Below are 14,660 nucleotides of genomic sequence, written 5' to 3'. Positions count from 1 at the left end.
AAAACGGAACGAGCTGAAAATGACGAGGAAGTGAACGATCCGAGGCCGGAACGTTCAACCTGCGCCGTCCTCGTCGTCCCGTAGCCGATCGGTTTTGCGGCGCTCCTTCTTGGTCGGCCGCCCGCTACCCGCGTCACGCTCAGCGTGCATGGCGGGCTTTTCCTCGCGCGGTGTCGGCGCGGGCGAAAGGTCTTCGTAGAGCAGGGCGGCTTCGGGGGCTGGGCCGCGGCGGGTGCCGGGGTCGAGGATGCGCCAGACCAAGAGGCGGGTGTGGACCGTCATGGTCAGCACATCGCCAGCCCCGACCTTATGGTCGGAGCGGTCGGTGCGTTCGGAATTGACCCGGATGGCGCCGGTCTCGATCAGCTTTTGCGCCAGGGTACGGGATTTCACCGCACGCGAGAAGAACAGCCACTTGTCGAGCCGTTGCTTGTCCAATGGCTATTCGGATTTGGGGTTCCGGAGCGCTGCAAGCGCGGCCCAGGGCGAGTTCGGATCGAGCACGGCGGGCTTACGGTCCTCGCGCGGCCGGTGTTCCTTCCAGTCCTCGCGGGGCTTGTCGAAGCGCTTGCCGCCGCCGCTGGGCTTGCCCTTGTTCTCGAACGGCTTGCCGCCATTGCCCGGACGCTGGCCGTCGCGGCGGCCCTCGAAGCGCGGACGGGCCGGCTTGTTGTCGCCTGGGGTAGCGGCGTCGCCACCCTGCGGACGGTCGGGACGGCGGAAGTTGCGCTGCGAGCGCTCAGCCTTCTCGGCACCTTCGGCCGAGGTTTCGGCACCGTCGGCGCGCTGGCCGCGCCGCGGTCCGGCGTGACGGGCATTGTCCGGCCGGCGGCCGGCGGGGAACCAAATCTCGTCGAACTCGGGTTCGGCAGGCTTGGCGTCTTCGGCTGGAGCCGGGGCGCCGAGATCGGCGGTTGCCGCCTCGACGGCTGCGACTTCGGCTGCGGGCGTGGCTTCGACCGTGGGGGCGCTGCCTTCCACGGCATCGACTGCGGCGGCATTGACCTCGGCATCCACGGCGTCGGCAGCGGCAGGATCGGCCTGCGCCGCGGTCGTAACGGCCTCGACCGTCTCGGACGTGGTTTCGGTGGTCGTCTCGGTGGTCACCGCCTCAGGGGCAGGGGGCGCAACCTTCGGCGTACGGCGGACGCGATAGCCGAGCGAATTGAGAATCGAAGCGAAATCCTCGCCGGCGGTACCGAGCAGCGAGGTCATCTCGACGGTGACGCGGAAGCCGTTGCCCTCGGCGGCGCCCGGAGGCAGTTCGCCCTGGTGGGTGACCGGGTTCAGCGCGATCAGCGGCCGGATGATATCGGCGAGGCGCTCGAGGATATCGACGCGCACCGCGCGGCGACCGGCGACCTTGAAGCCAGCGAGCTCATAGAGCTTGGTGTTCACTTCGGGGTCGATGAGGAACGAGGTACGGCCCGAAAGCACGATCTGCGGGAGGTCGGCGACGCCCGGCTGGCGCACGCCGCCATGCTTCAGCGCATAGAGGATCAGGGCCAGCTCGCGCGGAGCAGGCTTAAGGCTCTGCGGCACGTAGATGTGGTAGGCGCCGAACTTTACACCGAGCTTGCGCAGCTTGCCGCGCACGTCCTGGTCGAGGCCCTTGACCTCTTCGGCCACGGCGCTGCGCGGCAGGATGCCGAGGTTCTCGTAGAGCCGGTAGGCAACGCCGCGGGCCGCGCCCTCCAGGTCGGCCGGGGCTTCCAGCGACAGCACGCTTTCAAGCTGGGTGTTGATCAGGTGGCGGAGCCACAGGTTCAGCCGGTCCTGCACCCGCTCGAGATCGGGGCCGGAGAGGCTCTCGTCGGCGAGGATGAGCAGGCGCGGGGCGAACAGGTTCTCGCCCTCGGCGAGATTGGCGACCACCTGGCCGCGCCAGCGGACATAGCCGTCGGTCGCCAGCACGAACTCTTCGTTCGGGGCGCCGGCGACGCGCTCGGCGCGTTTGGCGATCTCGGGGGCCACGACCTGGGCGGCCGCACCGGCCACGCCCTTGGCGTCGCCGCCTTCGGACCGGGCGAGGGTAAAGCGGAAGCCTTCGATGGAGCCGATCAGGTGACCTTCGAGGCTCACTTCGCCGCGGTCGTTAATTTCAGGCGATACCATATGCTTGTCTCTCAGGTGGCGCATCAGCACCGAAGTGCGACGATCGACAAAACGCTGCGTCAGACGCTCGTGCAGGGCGTCGCTCAAGCGGTCCTCGATGTCCCGGGTCTTTTCGCGCCAATGTGCGGGGTCTTCAAGCCAGTTCTTGCGGTTCGCGACGAAGGTCCACGTGCGGATCTGCTTGATCCGGTTGCTCAGCGTGTCGATGTCGCCTGTCACATTGTCGCAGAACCGCACCTGCTCGGCAATCCAATCGGCGTCGACACGGCCGTGCCGCATCAGGTCGGAATAGATCCGGGTGATGATTTCTCCGTGCTGCGCCGGCGAAATATCGCGGTAATCCGGGATGCCGCAGCACTCCCAGAGCAGCCGCACCGCCGCCTCGCCCTTGGCTGAGGCCCCCGCTTCGTTGCGGGCGACGAACTCCAGCGCGTGCTGGTCGGTGGCGATGGGCACGCGGGTCAGGGCCTTCAGCTTTGGCGTCTGGTCGAGGCTGGCACGCAGGTCCTCGATCGAGCGGAAATCCAGCTCGGCGTTGCGCCATTGCACCACTCGTACCGGCTCGAAATCATGGGTTTCGAGCCGCTTGACCAGTTCTTCGTCGAAATCCGGGGCATTGCCGGTCACCCCGAAGGTGCCGTTGTGCATGTGGCGGCCGGCGCGACCGGCGATCTGGCCGAACTCGGCCGGGGTCAACTGGCGGGTCTGGTGGCCGTCGAATTTGTGGTCGTCGGCGAACGCGACGTGGTGCACGTCGAGGTTGAGCCCCATGCCGATGGCGTCGGTGGCGACGAGGAAATCGACGTCGCCGTTTTGGTACATATCGACCTGGGCATTGCGGGTGCGCGGGCTGAGCGCCCCCATCACCACGGCGGCGCCTCCGCGCTCGCGCCGGATCAGCTCGGCGATGGCGTAGACCTGGGTGGCCGAGAAGGCGACGATGGCCGAGCGCTTGGGCTGGCGCGAGATCTTCTTCGAGCCGGCATAGAGCAGCTCGGAGAAGCGCGGCCGGTGGATGATCTCGGCATCGGGCAGCAGCGCGCGGATCAGCGGCGTCATGGTCGCGGCGCCGAGCAGCAGGGTTTCGCTGATGCCACGGGCATGCAGCAGGCGGTTGGTGAAGACGTGGCCGCGGTCGAAGTCGGTCGCCACCTGGATCTCGTCGATCGCGACGCATTCGACCGGCACGTCGAGCGGCATGGCCTCGACCGTGCACACCCAATAGCGCGCCTTGGCAGGCACGATCCGCTCCTCGCCGGTCACCAGCGCCACGTGCTGGGCACCGATCCTGTCGACCACCTTGTGGTAGACCTCGCGGGCCAAGAGCCGCAGCGGCAGGCCGATCATCCCCGAGCGGTGCGCCAGCATCCGCTCGATGGCGAAGAAGGTCTTGCCAGTGTTGGTGGGCCCAAGGATCGCCTTGAGCGAGGAGGCGGAAGCGGGAGTCATTGCGCCCTATTTAGGTGATCGAACGCCAACAAACGAGTGTCTCGTGGCGGAACAATATCTCCATCCGGTCGCGCGGCACGTTAACCACTGGCACGAACAGGGAACAAACCGGAAAGGAATCGGTTGCGACTCGGAAATCCGCGTTTGTTCCCCACAGCATATGGTAGGTGCGGCATGGGCTGAACCGCTAGGCGCGCGGCTTTCGTATGGCAGTGGGCGATATCCCCGGAGATCCCGTTCAGGAAGGTTGCGAAAGCGTTAATTCCGACGGTTTTCGAGGCAGAATCAGCCAAGTGTGAACGGGGCGTAAAGCCCTAGGCCGCAAAGATTTTTTGCGGTTTCACAGGTCGGAGTCCGGAATGCCGGGGTGTGTCGCGCCGATCTTGGCAAAATAGCCGTTGACCGTGCCGGAATGACACGCAGATTTTGGTAACGCCCCGTTAACCATGATTTCCGCAGCCCGGCCGGCGACCCCGCTTGGAGGCGTGCCGGCACGAGGGACCACGGTCTGTTGCCGGTGGTCCGGGGCGCGGAAATAACGAGCCGTTGGAGGCAGAATGTGGCAACGCGATTGAACGCGTGCTGAGGCAAGGGTTTAGCTGCCGTTCATCGCCGGGGAGCGGCTTTTCGCCTACTCGGTGAGTTCGGTGAGAACCACCGACAGGTCGCCGGCTTCGGTGGTTACCAGTGCGCGGTAGGGGATGTAGTAGCCCGCGGTTTTCAGTGGCGCGAACCAGATCAGGATGCGCTCGTTCTTGGCCAAGTAGGTGGTGATCTCGTTGTTGGTGTAGTGGCCGGAGATCGGGGTGTAGTGGACGCTGCACAGCACCAGCGGACCTTGGTAGCCGGTGCGCTTGGAGGTCGCGCTGTCGTCCTTCACGTATTTCAGGCTGAGGTTGAACCGCTCGACGCCGGTGAAGATCGGCATCTGGCGATTGCACAGTTGCCCGTCGAGCGCCGCGCCCTTCAGCACGAACGGCGCCAGCATGTCGTTGGCGGTGGTGAGGTGCTTCCGCTCGATCGCCACCCGGTCGATATTGTTGACGATCGGCGGGGCGACAATGAACGAGGCGACGGTGCCGCCGGCATAGGTGATGGCGGAGGTGAAATCCTCGCCGCCGGCGCGGGTCAAGAGGTCGAACTTCTGTGACCGGAGGCCCTTGTCGCCAGAGCTGCCTGTCGAGGTGGCCTTGGCGGAGCCGCTCGCCACCAGCTGCGCCAACCCGGTAATCTTGGCGTCGAGCACCAGCGAATAGGCCGAGCCGTCATCGGTGAGGTTGATACGGACATTGGCGACATGCGTGCCGCCCATCGTCACCATATACTCGGCGCGCGCCTTGATCTCGGCGGCAGCGACGGGCAGGGACAGCAGCCCCAGACCGAGGGCGGCAAATCGCAATGCTTGGCGGAAACCGGCGCTCAACACGGGAACGGACCTCTGACGGCGTCGCCAACTAAAGCGAATCAATATCGCGGCCAAAATGCCGAGGGAACGCCGGACTGGCAAGGCGTTCGGCGTTCACAAGCTTGACGAGAGGGGCCTAGTTCTCTATGGAGGCCCCGCAATCAAGAACAGACTCCAGCCCGTTGCGAGGGGAATAATCCCCCGCCGAGGGCCTTTTGACAGGATAACACTATGGCTCGCCGCTGCGAACTCACCGGTAAGGGCGTGATGACCGGAAACAAGGTGAGCCACGCGCTCAACCGTACCCGTCGCCGCTTCCTCCCCAATCTCCTCAACGTTTCGCTTCTGTCGGATACGCTCGGCCGCGCGGTCAAGCTGCGCATCTCGGCGAACGCGCTGCGCACCGTCGAGCACCGCGGGGGCCTCGATGCCTTCCTGCTGAAGGCCAACGATGCCGAGCTGTCGCCGGTGGCGCTGGCCGTCAAGAAGGAAGTGCGCGCCGCTCTCGCAACGGCGTAAGCAGCTTCCAACAGAATTTCGGCCGCGCGCTCCCCGACGGGAACGCGCGGTTTCGTTTTTCCGCCCCGGTCTGATGCCGGCCAGCGGGTTACATAGAGGTGCAGGATATGCTCGCTCGTTTCGTTGCGGCGATTGCCGCCATGGTCGTGGTCGTCACCGCGTCCAATATTCTCGTGCAATACCCGGTGCAGGCCGATCTCGGCCCGATCCATCTGGGCGACCTGCTCACCTGGGGTGCTTTCACCTACCCCTTCGCTTTCCTCGTCACGGACCTCACCAACCGGCATGACGGTCCTAACCGGGCCCGCATGGTGGTGGTGGTCGGCTTCGTCGTGGCGCTGGTGCTGTCGGTGTTCCTCGCGACGCCGCGTATCGCCATTGCTTCGGCCTCGGCGTTCCTCATCGGGCAGCTGCTCGATATCTCGGTGTTCTCGCGTTTGCGGGCCAGCCGCGCCTGGTTCCTGCCGCCGCTCGCCGCTTCGCTGTTCGGCTCGCTGCTCGATACGGCGATCTTCTTCACCATCGCCTTCGCGCCGGCGCTCGGCTTTGTCGATGGTCTGTTCGGCATGTCGGACGGCTCGCTCGGCTTCGGCGCACCATGGCTCGGCATCGGTTCCGAAGTGCCGCTATGGTTCTCGCTGGCGACCGGCGACTTCCTGGTGAAGTTCCTTGCGGCGCTGCTGCTCCTGGCGCCCTACCGGATGCTGATGGGCAAGCTGATGCCGCTGCCGCCGCTGAAAGCAGCGGCCTAGGCCGGCCAGCGGCTCAAGTGTTCGTGGACGATCCACCAGCGGTCGCCCACGCGCCGCAGCACCGTGGTGCCGCGGCCTGAGCCCGAGTCTTGCTTGCCGTCGACCGTGATCTCCCAGTTGAAGCGGTAGATGCAGGCAGCGGCGCTGTCGCCCTCGGCGATCCACTCGAGCTCGTCGAGCCAGTAGTGTTCGTTGGGTCCCATCACCTGCCACGTCGCCTCGAACGCCGCGCGGATGGCGGCGATGCCGCTATGGGTGCCGTTCGAGAACCAGAACGTGGCGTCGGGCGCAATGAGGTCGATCAGGAGATCGAAATCCTGGCGGTTGATGCGGTCTTCGTAAGCCTTGAGCACGTCCCTGGCCGACATCGCATCCTCCTCAGTCCGGCAGGCTGAACTCGAGGAGCAGGTTGCGCTCCCAATCATTGAAGTTGTTGTCTGAGACCAGAGTGATGCGGGTCGAGCCGTCCGGCGCGGCGTGGACGGCAAGCGCTTCCATGTTGTCGATGTCGCCGCCGGCGGCGTGCAGCAGTACTTCGCCCTTCATGTGGGCGCCGGCCTTCACCTCTGCCGCGGGAATGCGGACGAGCCGCATCTGGAAGGCGAGGAGGGCAACGCCGCGCTCGAGTACCAGCAGATCGCCGTTGGGCATGAAGGCGCAGTCGGTCGGGTTGGTGCCGTCGCCGGAGATATAGCTCAGCGGGCCCTTGTCGTTCTGACCCAGCAGGTAGGCCGAGTGCTGGCCGTCATCGTCGATGATGCCTTCGGTCAAGAGCAGGGTCGAACCGGCGATCGGCGAGGTGTCCGGGGCGATGCAGACCGCCTCCAGCGTCTCGTTGGTGCGGGTATCGCTCAGCCACTTGGGGATGGTCACTTCGCGGGCGGCGCCCTGCGGGATGCCGTCGACCAGGGTGAAATCGGCGACGCGCGTGAGATTCTCGAAGCCGACGCGCACGGCGCTCGGCTTGCCCTCGCGGTTGATCACCGCCAGCGCCTCGGCGTCGCGCGTATAGGCGCGGGGCAGCTCGGTGCCCTTGGAGTTCTGGATCGGCTCGACCTTGACGCCGATCAGCCCCATCGGCCGCGCCGCCTCGTCATAGAGCAGTTGGCCGGAAACGAAGTTGCCGCGGTCGGACACCATCACCAGCCGCCCGTCGGGGCCGGTGACGCCGAGACCGGAAAGACCGCCGAAGGTGTCGGTCTGGCTCTGCATCTCGATGCCGCCGCGCCAGATAACGCCTTGCACGCGCTGGCCGATGCCGGCCCCCATAAAGGTCGAGAGCGGCACCGAGGTGACGGTCTCCTCGTCGGCGCGGGCGCCCAGCCCGGCCGCTGCCAGCAGTGCGGCGCCTGCGCTTGCGATCAGCAGTGCCGCTCCGGCGAGACGCGAGGCACGCCGTGAGCTGGTCATCCGTATCGGCTCTTGCGGAAGGCCCCGGGCGGTTCTTCGTCGAACAGCGAGGCGAGCTCGTCGGTCAGGGCTCCTGCCAGCTCCTCGGCGTCAAGCAGCGTGACGGCGCGGCGATAGTAGCGAGTGACATCGTGGCCGATACCGACCGCCACCAGCTGCACGGCGGAGCGGGTCTCGATGTCTTCGATCACCTGGCGCAAGTGGGCCTCGAGATAGTTGCCGGCGTTGACGCTCTGGGTCGAATCATCGACCGGCGCACCGTCCGAGATCACCATCAGGATGCGGCGATTTTCGGTCCGCCCGAGCAGGCGCTTATGCGCCCACTGCAGCGCTTCGCCGTCGATGTTCTCCTTCAGGAGCCCCTCGCGCATCATCAGGCCGAGATTGCGCCGCGCGTGCCGCCAGGGCTCGTCGGCCGCCTTGTAGATGATGTGGCGGATGTCGTTGACGCGGCCGGGATTGGGCGGGCGCCCGGCCTCGAGCCAGGCCTCACGCGACTTGCCGCCCTTCCAGGCGCGGGTGGTGAAGCCGAGGATCTCGACCTTCACGCCGCAACGCTCGAGCGTGCGGGCGAGGATGTCGCCGCAGATCGCCGCGATGGTGATCGGGCGGCCGCGCATTGAGCCGGAATTGTCGAGCAGGAGCGTCACCACGGTGTCGCGGAAATCGGTGTCGCGCTCAACCTTGAAGCTCAGCGCCTGCAGCGGGTCGGTGACCACGCGGGTGAGGCGCGCCGTATCGAGCAGGCCTTCCTCGAGGTCGAACTCCCAGCTGCGGTTCTGTTGCGCCATCAGCCGCCGCTGCAGCTTGTTGGCAAGCCGCGCCACGGCGCCGGCGAGGTTCTCGAGCTGCTTGTCGAGCAGGGCACGCAGCTGATCCAGCTCCTCCGGCGGGCAGAGGTCCTGGGCCCGGACGATCTCGTCGAACTTCTGGGTGAAGATCTTGTAGTTGAAGACGTTCTGGAACTCTTTGGCGTTGGCGCCGGGCGGCGGCGGATTGGGCTGATCCTCGCCCGATTCCGAGCTGTCGTCCTCGTCGGTCTCGGAGAAATCCATCTCCGCGCCTTCGACTTCGCCTTCCTGCTCCGACTGCCCGGGGGTCTGGTCCTCGTCGGCCTCGGCGTCCTCGCTCTCCCCCTCACCCTGCTCGGGGTTCTTCTCGTCGTCCTGGCCGCGCTCGGGCTCCTGGTCGTCGCCCTGTTCCGAATCGTCACTCTCGCCGTCGTCGAGATCGCTGTCGGGCACGAGGCTCAAATCGCGCAGCAGCTGCCGGGTGGCGCGACTGAACAGGTCCTGGTCCTCGAAGCGGGTGAGGAGCGTGGTCAGCGAGTTGCCAGCGCGCTCCTCGATTTCCTTCTTCCACAGCTGGACGATGGCATTGCCCGAGGGTGGAACCGTGACGCCGGCGACGCGCTCGCGCAGGATCAGCCCCAGCGCCTCGGCCAGCGGAGCGTCGGCCTTGTCGCTGACTTCGGCGAAGTTCTGCCGGAACAGCCGGTCTTCCAGCATCTCGTGGATGTTGCCGGTCATGCCGGGCATGCGGATGCAGCCCAGCGCCTCGACGCGGGCCTGCTCCAGCGCATCATAGGCAGCGCGCGCCTCGGGCTCAGCCGGAGCGCGCTTGCGATGGGTCTCGGGGTCGTGGCTGGCGAGCCGCATGGCCATGGCGTCGCCTTGCCCGCGGGCGATGGCGATGTCGCGCTGCGTCGGCAGGCGGGGGAGATTCGCGAGCCGCGCCTTGTCGGCGGTGAGGATCGGGCGGTCGGCCGAGAAGCTCACCTCGAGATCACGCTTGCCGCCAATGGCGCGCACCGCGGCGCCCATCGCCGATTTGAACGGGGCGGTGGTGTCGGGCTTGTTCGGCTTACTGCGCGGCGGTGGGGCCATGAGACGGGTCCGGATACGGGGCTAGGCGGTGGTGGGGGCGAGGCTGGTCGCCATCAGCAGGAACATTGGCTGATAGCGTTCTTCGGCCCATTCGGGGTGCGCGGCAATATCTGCATCGGTCGCACTCCACTCGTCGATATGGTCGAGCTTGAGGCCGTTGCGCTGCAGGGTGTTGATCGTGGTCGAGATCAGGCGGTGGTATTTGACCACGCCATCGGCGATCCAGTTGGTGAGGCGCTCGCCTTCGCGCAGATAGTCGTCGACGATGCCGAGCAGGTGCCCGTCGGCGTCCTTCATGAAGTCGGGATTGGCACGGGCGGCGAAGACGGGGTGCTCCATCGAGAAGACGAAGTGCCCGCCGGGCTTCAGAGCTGACCTCACGCGCGATGCGAACGCGTCGAAATCGGCGAGGTAGTGCACGGCGAGCGAACTGAACACCAGGTCGAACGCGGCACGCGGCGGCTCGTAGCTTTCGAGGTCGGCGCGCTGGTAGCGGATCGGCAGGCCGGGGCCGCGACGCTGCGCGTCCTCAAGCATCTTTTCGGAGAGGTCGACGCCCAGCACACCGGCGGCGCCTTGTTCCACCGCATAGCGGCAGAAGGCCCCGAAACCGCAGCCGAGGTCGAGCACCTGCGCGCCCTTGAGGGGCGGCAGCATCGCCTTCAGCGACGGCCATTCTCCGGCGCCAGCAAGACCCTCGCGAGAGCGGGGGAACTTGCTGTAGCCTTCGAAGAATGCCGGATCATCATAGATGTTCTGGGCCAAACCGTCCGTCCCGGACCTTAAGCGGTCACCGCCAGGTTGGCTGCCGATTCCGGCAGGTCTTCGCCGAACACCCGCTGGTAGAACTCGGCCACCACGGGGCGTTCGAGCTCGTCGCACTTGTTCAGGAAGGTCAGCCGGAAGGCGAAACCGAGGTCGCCGAAAATCTCGGCATTCTCGGCCCAGGTGATCACCGTACGCGGGCTCATCACCGTCGACAGGTCGCCGTTGATGAAGGCCTGGCGGGTGAGATCGGCAAGCCGGACCATGTTGGACACGACCTTCTTGCCCTTGTCGCCGGTATAGGCCTTGGCCTTGGCGAGGACGATCCCGACTTCCTTGTCGTGCGGCAGGTAGTTCAGCGTGGTGACGATCGACCAGCGGTCCATCTGGCCCTGGTTGATCTGCTGGGTGCCGTGATAGAGGCCCGACGTATCGCCCAGACCGATGGTGTTGGTGGTCGAGAACAGCCGGAAGGCCGGGTGCGGGGTGATGACGCGGTTCTGGTCAAGCAGCGTCAGCCGGCCCTGCGTTTCCAAGACGCGCTGGATCACGAACATCACGTCCGGGCGGCCGGCGTCGTATTCGTCGAACACCAGCGCGATATTGTTCTGCACCGCCCAGGGCAGGATGCCGTCGCGGAACTCGGTGATCTGCTTGCCGTCCTTGACCACGATCGCGTCCTTGCCGACGAGATCGATGCGCGAGACGTGCGCGTCGAGATTGACGCGGACCAGCGGCCAGTTCAGCCGCGCCGCGACCTGCTCGATATGAGTCGATTTGCCGGTGCCGTGGTAGCCCTGCACCATGACGCGGCGGTTGAAGGCAAATCCCGCAAGGATCGCCAGCGTGGTGTTGCGGTCGAACAGGTAGTCCGGATCCAGCGGCGGCACATGCGGATCGGTTTCCGCATAGCCCATGACCTTCATGTCGCTGTCGATGCCAAAGGTCTCGCGGACGGAATATTGCTTGTTCGGCAGATTGTTGAATTCAGGCATTTCACGAGGCTCGCGGAAGGAAATAGGTCAAGACGGCTGCCTTGGCGGTTGCCGGCTCTATAGCAGCATCGGGTGCCGCGCGGTAGGGCCGCGCGACAATCTGGCGACGGGCGGCAAGGCGACTGCTGACGCTGATTTGCCCCAAAGCGGCGGGACTTGCCGGTTGCCATTGGCGCGGCAAATACCACCATAACAAACATTCATCCCTCGAAGGACGTCAGCGCCCGACGAAGCCCTTGGATTTGAGGTGCGAATAGGCGGCGATGATGGCGCGCAGCCGGTCCTCGGAGCTCTTGTCGCCGCCGTTGGCGTCGGGGTGGTGGACCTTCACCAGCGCCTTGTAGGCCGCCTTGATCGCGTCGGCCTTGGCGTAGCCCTTGAAGCCGAGCGTCTCGAGCGAGCGGCGGTCCTGCTCATGCAGCGGTTTCACCCGCTCTTCGGCGGGGGCGCGCTGCTGGTGGCGGGCGTAGCGGGCGAACACGCCGAAGGGGTCGTTTACCCGCTTGGCCGTCGGATCGCGCGGGGCGCCGCGCGGCATGCGCGGGCCGGTATTGGCGCCGGCCTTGGCGCCGAAGCCCCAGCTCGGACGTCCGTCGGTCTCCTTTTCGCGCGTTACCTGCGCTTCCATTTCCTCGGGCTTCATGCCGGCGAAGAAGTTGAACACCTGGTTGTAGTGGCGCACGTGCTCGAGGCAGAAGTGGTGATACTGCCCCACGGCGCGGTTGCCCTTGGGCGCCTTGTAGAGGCCGGGCTGGTCACACCCCTCCCATCCGCAGGCCGGCACTTCGGCGCGCGCTTCGGGTTCCGGGTGCCGTGATCGGATCCGGATGCGGTCAAAATACTTGGAATCCAGCTTCATCAATCCTAGTTACGGGGCTACGGCCACGCCTCAAACTGAACCGGTATCCATATGTCCGTTCGCGACGCGATTGCAGAAAAACTTTCGGTCAAATTCACGCCGACCCATCTTGAAGTGATCGACGAGAGCGAGAAACATAGGGGTCACGGTGGTTATCGCGAGGGCGGAGAGACGCATTTCCGCGTCCGCATCGCCTCTCCCGAGTTCGCCGGCAAGTCACGCCTCGCACAGCATCGTGCCGTGATGGAGGCGCTCGACGCCGAACTCAAGTCCGGCGTCCATGCGCTGGCCGTCGAGGTAGTCAGCTCCCCGTCCGGCCATCAGTGATCATTTGGATGACGCTGATATGGGTTGCGCGATTGCCGTCTGCAACTCCGGCGATCTGATGGCATCGGCTTAGCCCCCACGCTGCAATCGAAAAGTTCGGCGATTGGAACTTGGCCGGCCGCTTTGCGGCCAAAGCCGGGCGGCGCCGTGGCGAGCCGCCGCTTTGTCTTCGAAATATCGCCCAAGGTCTTGCCTAGCACTCGTTCTCGCAGACAGACTTGGAGGGCGACATGTCCACTCTAAAGACGGCGGCCCTGGTGGCCGCCTTGACGCTATGCGCGGTGCCCGCGTTGGCGGCAGAGAGTAATCTACAACTGATCATCGGCGGCGAGGCCTACGACGGCCCCCCGAAGTTCGAGGTCACGTTCAACGGCAAGGTGCTGGGCGAGGGCGCGGTGAACGCGGCAATCGACACCGCGACGGCCGGGCGCTTCGCCGACGCGGCGGACAAGACCCCGTACGTGCAGAGCTTTGCCTTCGATATCCCCGAGGACGTGTTCAAGCCGGGTGGCGAAGTGCGGGTCCGGCTGGTGAACGAGGCTTATGGCGGCGACGGCTCGAACCGCGACCGCAATCTCTATCTGGCCGCCGTGGCGGTGAATGGCCGTGCCGTGACGGTGTCGGGGCTTTCGACCCAGGGCACGTCGGCCGATACCAAAAACGAGCTGCTGGGTGAGTTCCTGGTGCTGCGCGACGGCAATGTCGAGGGCGTATCACGCGCACCGACCGGTGGCTGGCCGCTGCCCAACGCGACGATCGCAGCCGTGCAGCCGACGCCGGAAGCAGTAACGACTGAGGTTGCCGCAGTAGCCGAAGTCGCCGAGGAACCGGCGCAGACCGCAACGAAGCCGCCGGCTGCCGTGACGGCGCTGCGGCTGCCGGAATCGGCGGCCGAGGACAAGGTGATCGACGAGAAGCCGGTCGAAACGGCGAGCCTTGCCGCGACCGCGGCTCCGACGGCGAACGCCGCCTGCAATCGCGACGAACTCTACAACGTCGTCGGCTTCAACGAGAATTCGAACGACCTGACGCCCAGGCTGATGGAGCGGCTCGACCAGATCATCGCCGATATCGGCGAGCAGGAGTGCAAGGTGTTGGTCACCGGCTATTCCAGCCGGCAGGGCAACCACGCGACCAATGCGCTTTTCGCCATCGAGCGGGCTCAGAACGTCCTGGCCTATCTGAAGCAGGCCGGGCTCAAGTTCGAGAAGGTCTCAGCCGCCGGCGCCGGCGCCACCGAGCAGTTCGGGGATACGTTCTATGCCAATCGCCGGGTGGTCATCTCGGTCGCGCCGTAAGGGGGAGGGGCGGGCCGTGGCGGCGGCCCGCTTCACTATTTCGCGGCGAGCTGCGTCAGCCGATCGGCGAGGCCGTTGAGTTCCCAATCCCGGGCGAGCTTTGCCGCCTCGCCCCAGGTCGGGGTGACGTCGGGGATCGGCGGCAATGGCGCGGTGGTCACCATGGTCGCGATGCGCTTGTAGAGCCGCAGATCGTCGGACTGAGCCGGGAAGCGGTTGTCGGCGATCATCGCCTCTAGGTCCGGGTAGCGTTTCAAGAGGCTTGCCGCGGTCGCTTCGCCGACGCCTTTGGCGCCGGGGATCTTGTCCGATGGGTCGCCGCGCAGCGCGATGAAATCGGGGACCTGGCTTGGCTCCACCTTGTAGCGCTCGCGGACGCCTGTGGGATCGATGCGGGCCATCTCACCGCCCTTGGCCGGCTGGAGGATCGTCGTCCGCTCGGAAGCCAGCTGGTAGGCGTCGCGATCGCTGGTCGCGACCAGCGTGGTGCCGCCATCCCGTTCTTCCATCGCTACGGCGGTCGCGAGGAAGTCGTCGGCCTCGAAGCGTCCCTCCTTGCCGATGACGAAGCCGCAGGCTGTCACGAACTCCGGCAGCACGTCGAGCTGGTCGACGATCTCGTCCTCGAAGATGCGGCCACCCTGGTAGGTCGGGAACTCGAGAGCGCGCCAGTTGGGCACCGCGAGCGTATCCCAGCCCACCACCACCGCGCGCGGCTTCTCGGCCTCATAGAGCCGCAGCAGGTAGTTCGCGAAGCCGACGATGGCGCCGCCGCCGCGGTTGCCGGCACGCCGGATGGTCTTGGGCAGGCCGTGATAGGCGCGATGGGCGAACGAGTCGCCATCGATGACGAGCAGCGGGCGGCGGTCGGACATCAGTT

14 protein-coding genes are annotated in these 14,660 nt (G+C 66.0%); 4 read left to right on the top strand and 10 right to left on the bottom strand.

Annotated features, from left to right (window positions below):
• Positions 1-54: 54 nt before the first annotated feature.
• From AC1DWU_RS00225 to AC1DWU_RS00215, 3 genes are all read right to left on the bottom strand, one after another.
• Positions 55-438, bottom strand: a complete 384-nt coding sequence (locus AC1DWU_RS00225; RefSeq protein ID WP_477147941.1) for an RNA-binding S4 domain-containing protein — start codon at positions 436-438, stop codon at positions 55-57.
• 3 nt (positions 439-441) lie between these two features.
• A complete protein-coding gene (locus AC1DWU_RS00220; protein WP_477147940.1) occupies positions 442-3,564 on the bottom strand; it encodes a helicase-related protein in 3,123 nt (1,040 codons plus the stop codon).
• Between the two features lie 631 nt (positions 3,565-4,195).
• On the bottom strand, positions 4,196-4,987 hold the full coding sequence (locus AC1DWU_RS00215) for a DUF3108 domain-containing protein (RefSeq protein WP_477147939.1): 792 nt from the start codon (positions 4,985-4,987) through the stop codon (positions 4,196-4,198).
• Positions 4,988-5,200: 213 nt separating this feature from the next.
• On the opposite strand from AC1DWU_RS00215, the gene rpmB reads away from it, so the two are divergent.
• Together rpmB and AC1DWU_RS00205 are read left to right on the top strand one after the other, a co-directional pair.
• Positions 5,201-5,488 carry a 50S ribosomal protein L28 gene (gene rpmB, locus AC1DWU_RS00210; RefSeq protein ID WP_477147938.1) on the top strand — a complete coding sequence of 96 codons (288 nt, stop codon included), beginning with the start codon at positions 5,201-5,203 and terminating at the stop codon, positions 5,486-5,488.
• A 107-nt stretch (positions 5,489-5,595) separates the two neighbouring features.
• Positions 5,596-6,240, top strand: a complete 645-nt coding sequence (locus AC1DWU_RS00205) for a queuosine precursor transporter (RefSeq protein ID WP_477147937.1) — start codon at positions 5,596-5,598, stop codon at positions 6,238-6,240.
• Here the strand turns inward: AC1DWU_RS00205 and AC1DWU_RS00200 are convergent.
• The 6 genes from AC1DWU_RS00200 to AC1DWU_RS00175 form a co-directional block, all read right to left on the bottom strand.
• A complete protein-coding gene (locus AC1DWU_RS00200) occupies positions 6,237-6,608 on the bottom strand; it encodes a YybH family protein (RefSeq protein WP_477147936.1) in 372 nt (123 codons plus the stop codon). The genes AC1DWU_RS00205 and AC1DWU_RS00200 overlap by 4 nt on opposite strands.
• Before the next feature lie 10 nt (positions 6,609-6,618).
• Positions 6,619-7,650: an esterase-like activity of phytase family protein gene (locus tag AC1DWU_RS00195; protein ID WP_477147935.1), complete on the bottom strand. Its 1,032-nt coding sequence runs from the start codon at positions 7,648-7,650 to the stop codon at positions 6,619-6,621.
• Positions 7,647-9,536 carry a cobaltochelatase subunit CobT gene (cobT, locus tag AC1DWU_RS00190; protein WP_477147934.1) on the bottom strand — a complete coding sequence of 630 codons (1,890 nt, stop codon included), beginning with the start codon at positions 9,534-9,536 and terminating at the stop codon, positions 7,647-7,649. Before cobT ends, AC1DWU_RS00195 begins: the two co-directional genes overlap by 4 nt.
• 21 nt (positions 9,537-9,557) lie before the next feature.
• Positions 9,558-10,301, bottom strand: a complete 744-nt coding sequence (locus AC1DWU_RS00185) for a class I SAM-dependent methyltransferase (protein WP_477147933.1) — start codon at positions 10,299-10,301, stop codon at positions 9,558-9,560.
• Positions 10,302-10,318: 17 nt separating this feature from the next.
• Entirely contained in the window at positions 10,319-11,296 is a 978-nt protein-coding gene (gene cobS, locus AC1DWU_RS00180) for a cobaltochelatase subunit CobS (RefSeq protein WP_477147932.1), read from the bottom strand.
• A 217-nt stretch (positions 11,297-11,513) separates the two neighbouring features.
• Entirely contained in the window at positions 11,514-12,155 is a 642-nt protein-coding gene (locus AC1DWU_RS00175) for a J domain-containing protein (protein ID WP_477147931.1), read from the bottom strand.
• Positions 12,156-12,206: 51 nt separating this feature from the next.
• Here AC1DWU_RS00175 and AC1DWU_RS00170 point away from each other — a divergent pair, with 51 nt between their 5' ends.
• Complete coding sequence (locus tag AC1DWU_RS00170; RefSeq protein ID WP_477147930.1) at positions 12,207-12,482, top strand: BolA family protein; 276 nt, start codon at positions 12,207-12,209, stop codon at positions 12,480-12,482.
• 230 nt (positions 12,483-12,712) lie between these two features.
• Positions 12,713-13,780 carry an OmpA family protein gene (locus tag AC1DWU_RS00165; RefSeq protein WP_477147929.1) on the top strand — a complete coding sequence of 356 codons (1,068 nt, stop codon included), beginning with the start codon at positions 12,713-12,715 and terminating at the stop codon, positions 13,778-13,780.
• Between the two features lie 35 nt (positions 13,781-13,815).
• Here AC1DWU_RS00165 and AC1DWU_RS00160 read toward each other — a convergent pair whose 3' ends face one another.
• The gene (locus tag AC1DWU_RS00160; RefSeq protein ID WP_477147928.1) at positions 13,816-14,655 is read right to left on the bottom strand and encodes a 5'-3' exonuclease; all 840 of its coding nucleotides are present in this window, start codon (positions 14,653-14,655) and stop codon (positions 13,816-13,818) included.
• Between the last annotated feature and the right edge of the window lie 5 nt (positions 14,656-14,660).

The sequence above is a fragment of the Devosia sp. P2_G7 genome, from assembly GCF_056403495.1.
This window is presented reverse-complemented; position numbering and strand designations above follow the sequence as displayed.

Excerpts from the sequence above, each read along its gene's own strand:
- AC1DWU_RS00220 (WP_477147940.1), bottom strand. The coding sequence starts at position 3,564 with ATGACTCCCGCTTCCGCCTCCTCGCTCAAGGCGATCCTTGGGCCCACC.
- AC1DWU_RS00175 (WP_477147931.1), bottom strand. The coding sequence starts at position 12,155 with ATGAAGCTGGATTCCAAGTATTTTGACCGCATCCGGATCCGATCACGG.
- AC1DWU_RS00160 (WP_477147928.1), bottom strand. The coding sequence starts at position 14,655 with ATGTCCGACCGCCGCCCGCTGCTCGTCATCGATGGCGACTCGTTCGCC.
- cobS (WP_477147932.1), bottom strand. The coding sequence starts at position 11,296 with ATGCCTGAATTCAACAATCTGCCGAACAAGCAATATTCCGTCCGCGAG.
- rpmB (WP_477147938.1), top strand. The coding sequence starts at position 5,201 with ATGGCTCGCCGCTGCGAACTCACCGGTAAGGGCGTGATGACCGGAAAC.
- AC1DWU_RS00205 (WP_477147937.1), top strand. The coding sequence starts at position 5,596 with ATGCTCGCTCGTTTCGTTGCGGCGATTGCCGCCATGGTCGTGGTCGTC.
- AC1DWU_RS00170 (WP_477147930.1), top strand. The coding sequence starts at position 12,207 with ATGTCCGTTCGCGACGCGATTGCAGAAAAACTTTCGGTCAAATTCACG.
- AC1DWU_RS00200 (WP_477147936.1), bottom strand. The coding sequence starts at position 6,608 with ATGTCGGCCAGGGACGTGCTCAAGGCTTACGAAGACCGCATCAACCGC.
- AC1DWU_RS00195 (WP_477147935.1), bottom strand. The coding sequence starts at position 7,650 with ATGACCAGCTCACGGCGTGCCTCGCGTCTCGCCGGAGCGGCACTGCTG.
- AC1DWU_RS00165 (WP_477147929.1), top strand. The coding sequence starts at position 12,713 with ATGTCCACTCTAAAGACGGCGGCCCTGGTGGCCGCCTTGACGCTATGC.
- cobT (WP_477147934.1), bottom strand. The coding sequence starts at position 9,536 with ATGGCCCCACCGCCGCGCAGTAAGCCGAACAAGCCCGACACCACCGCC.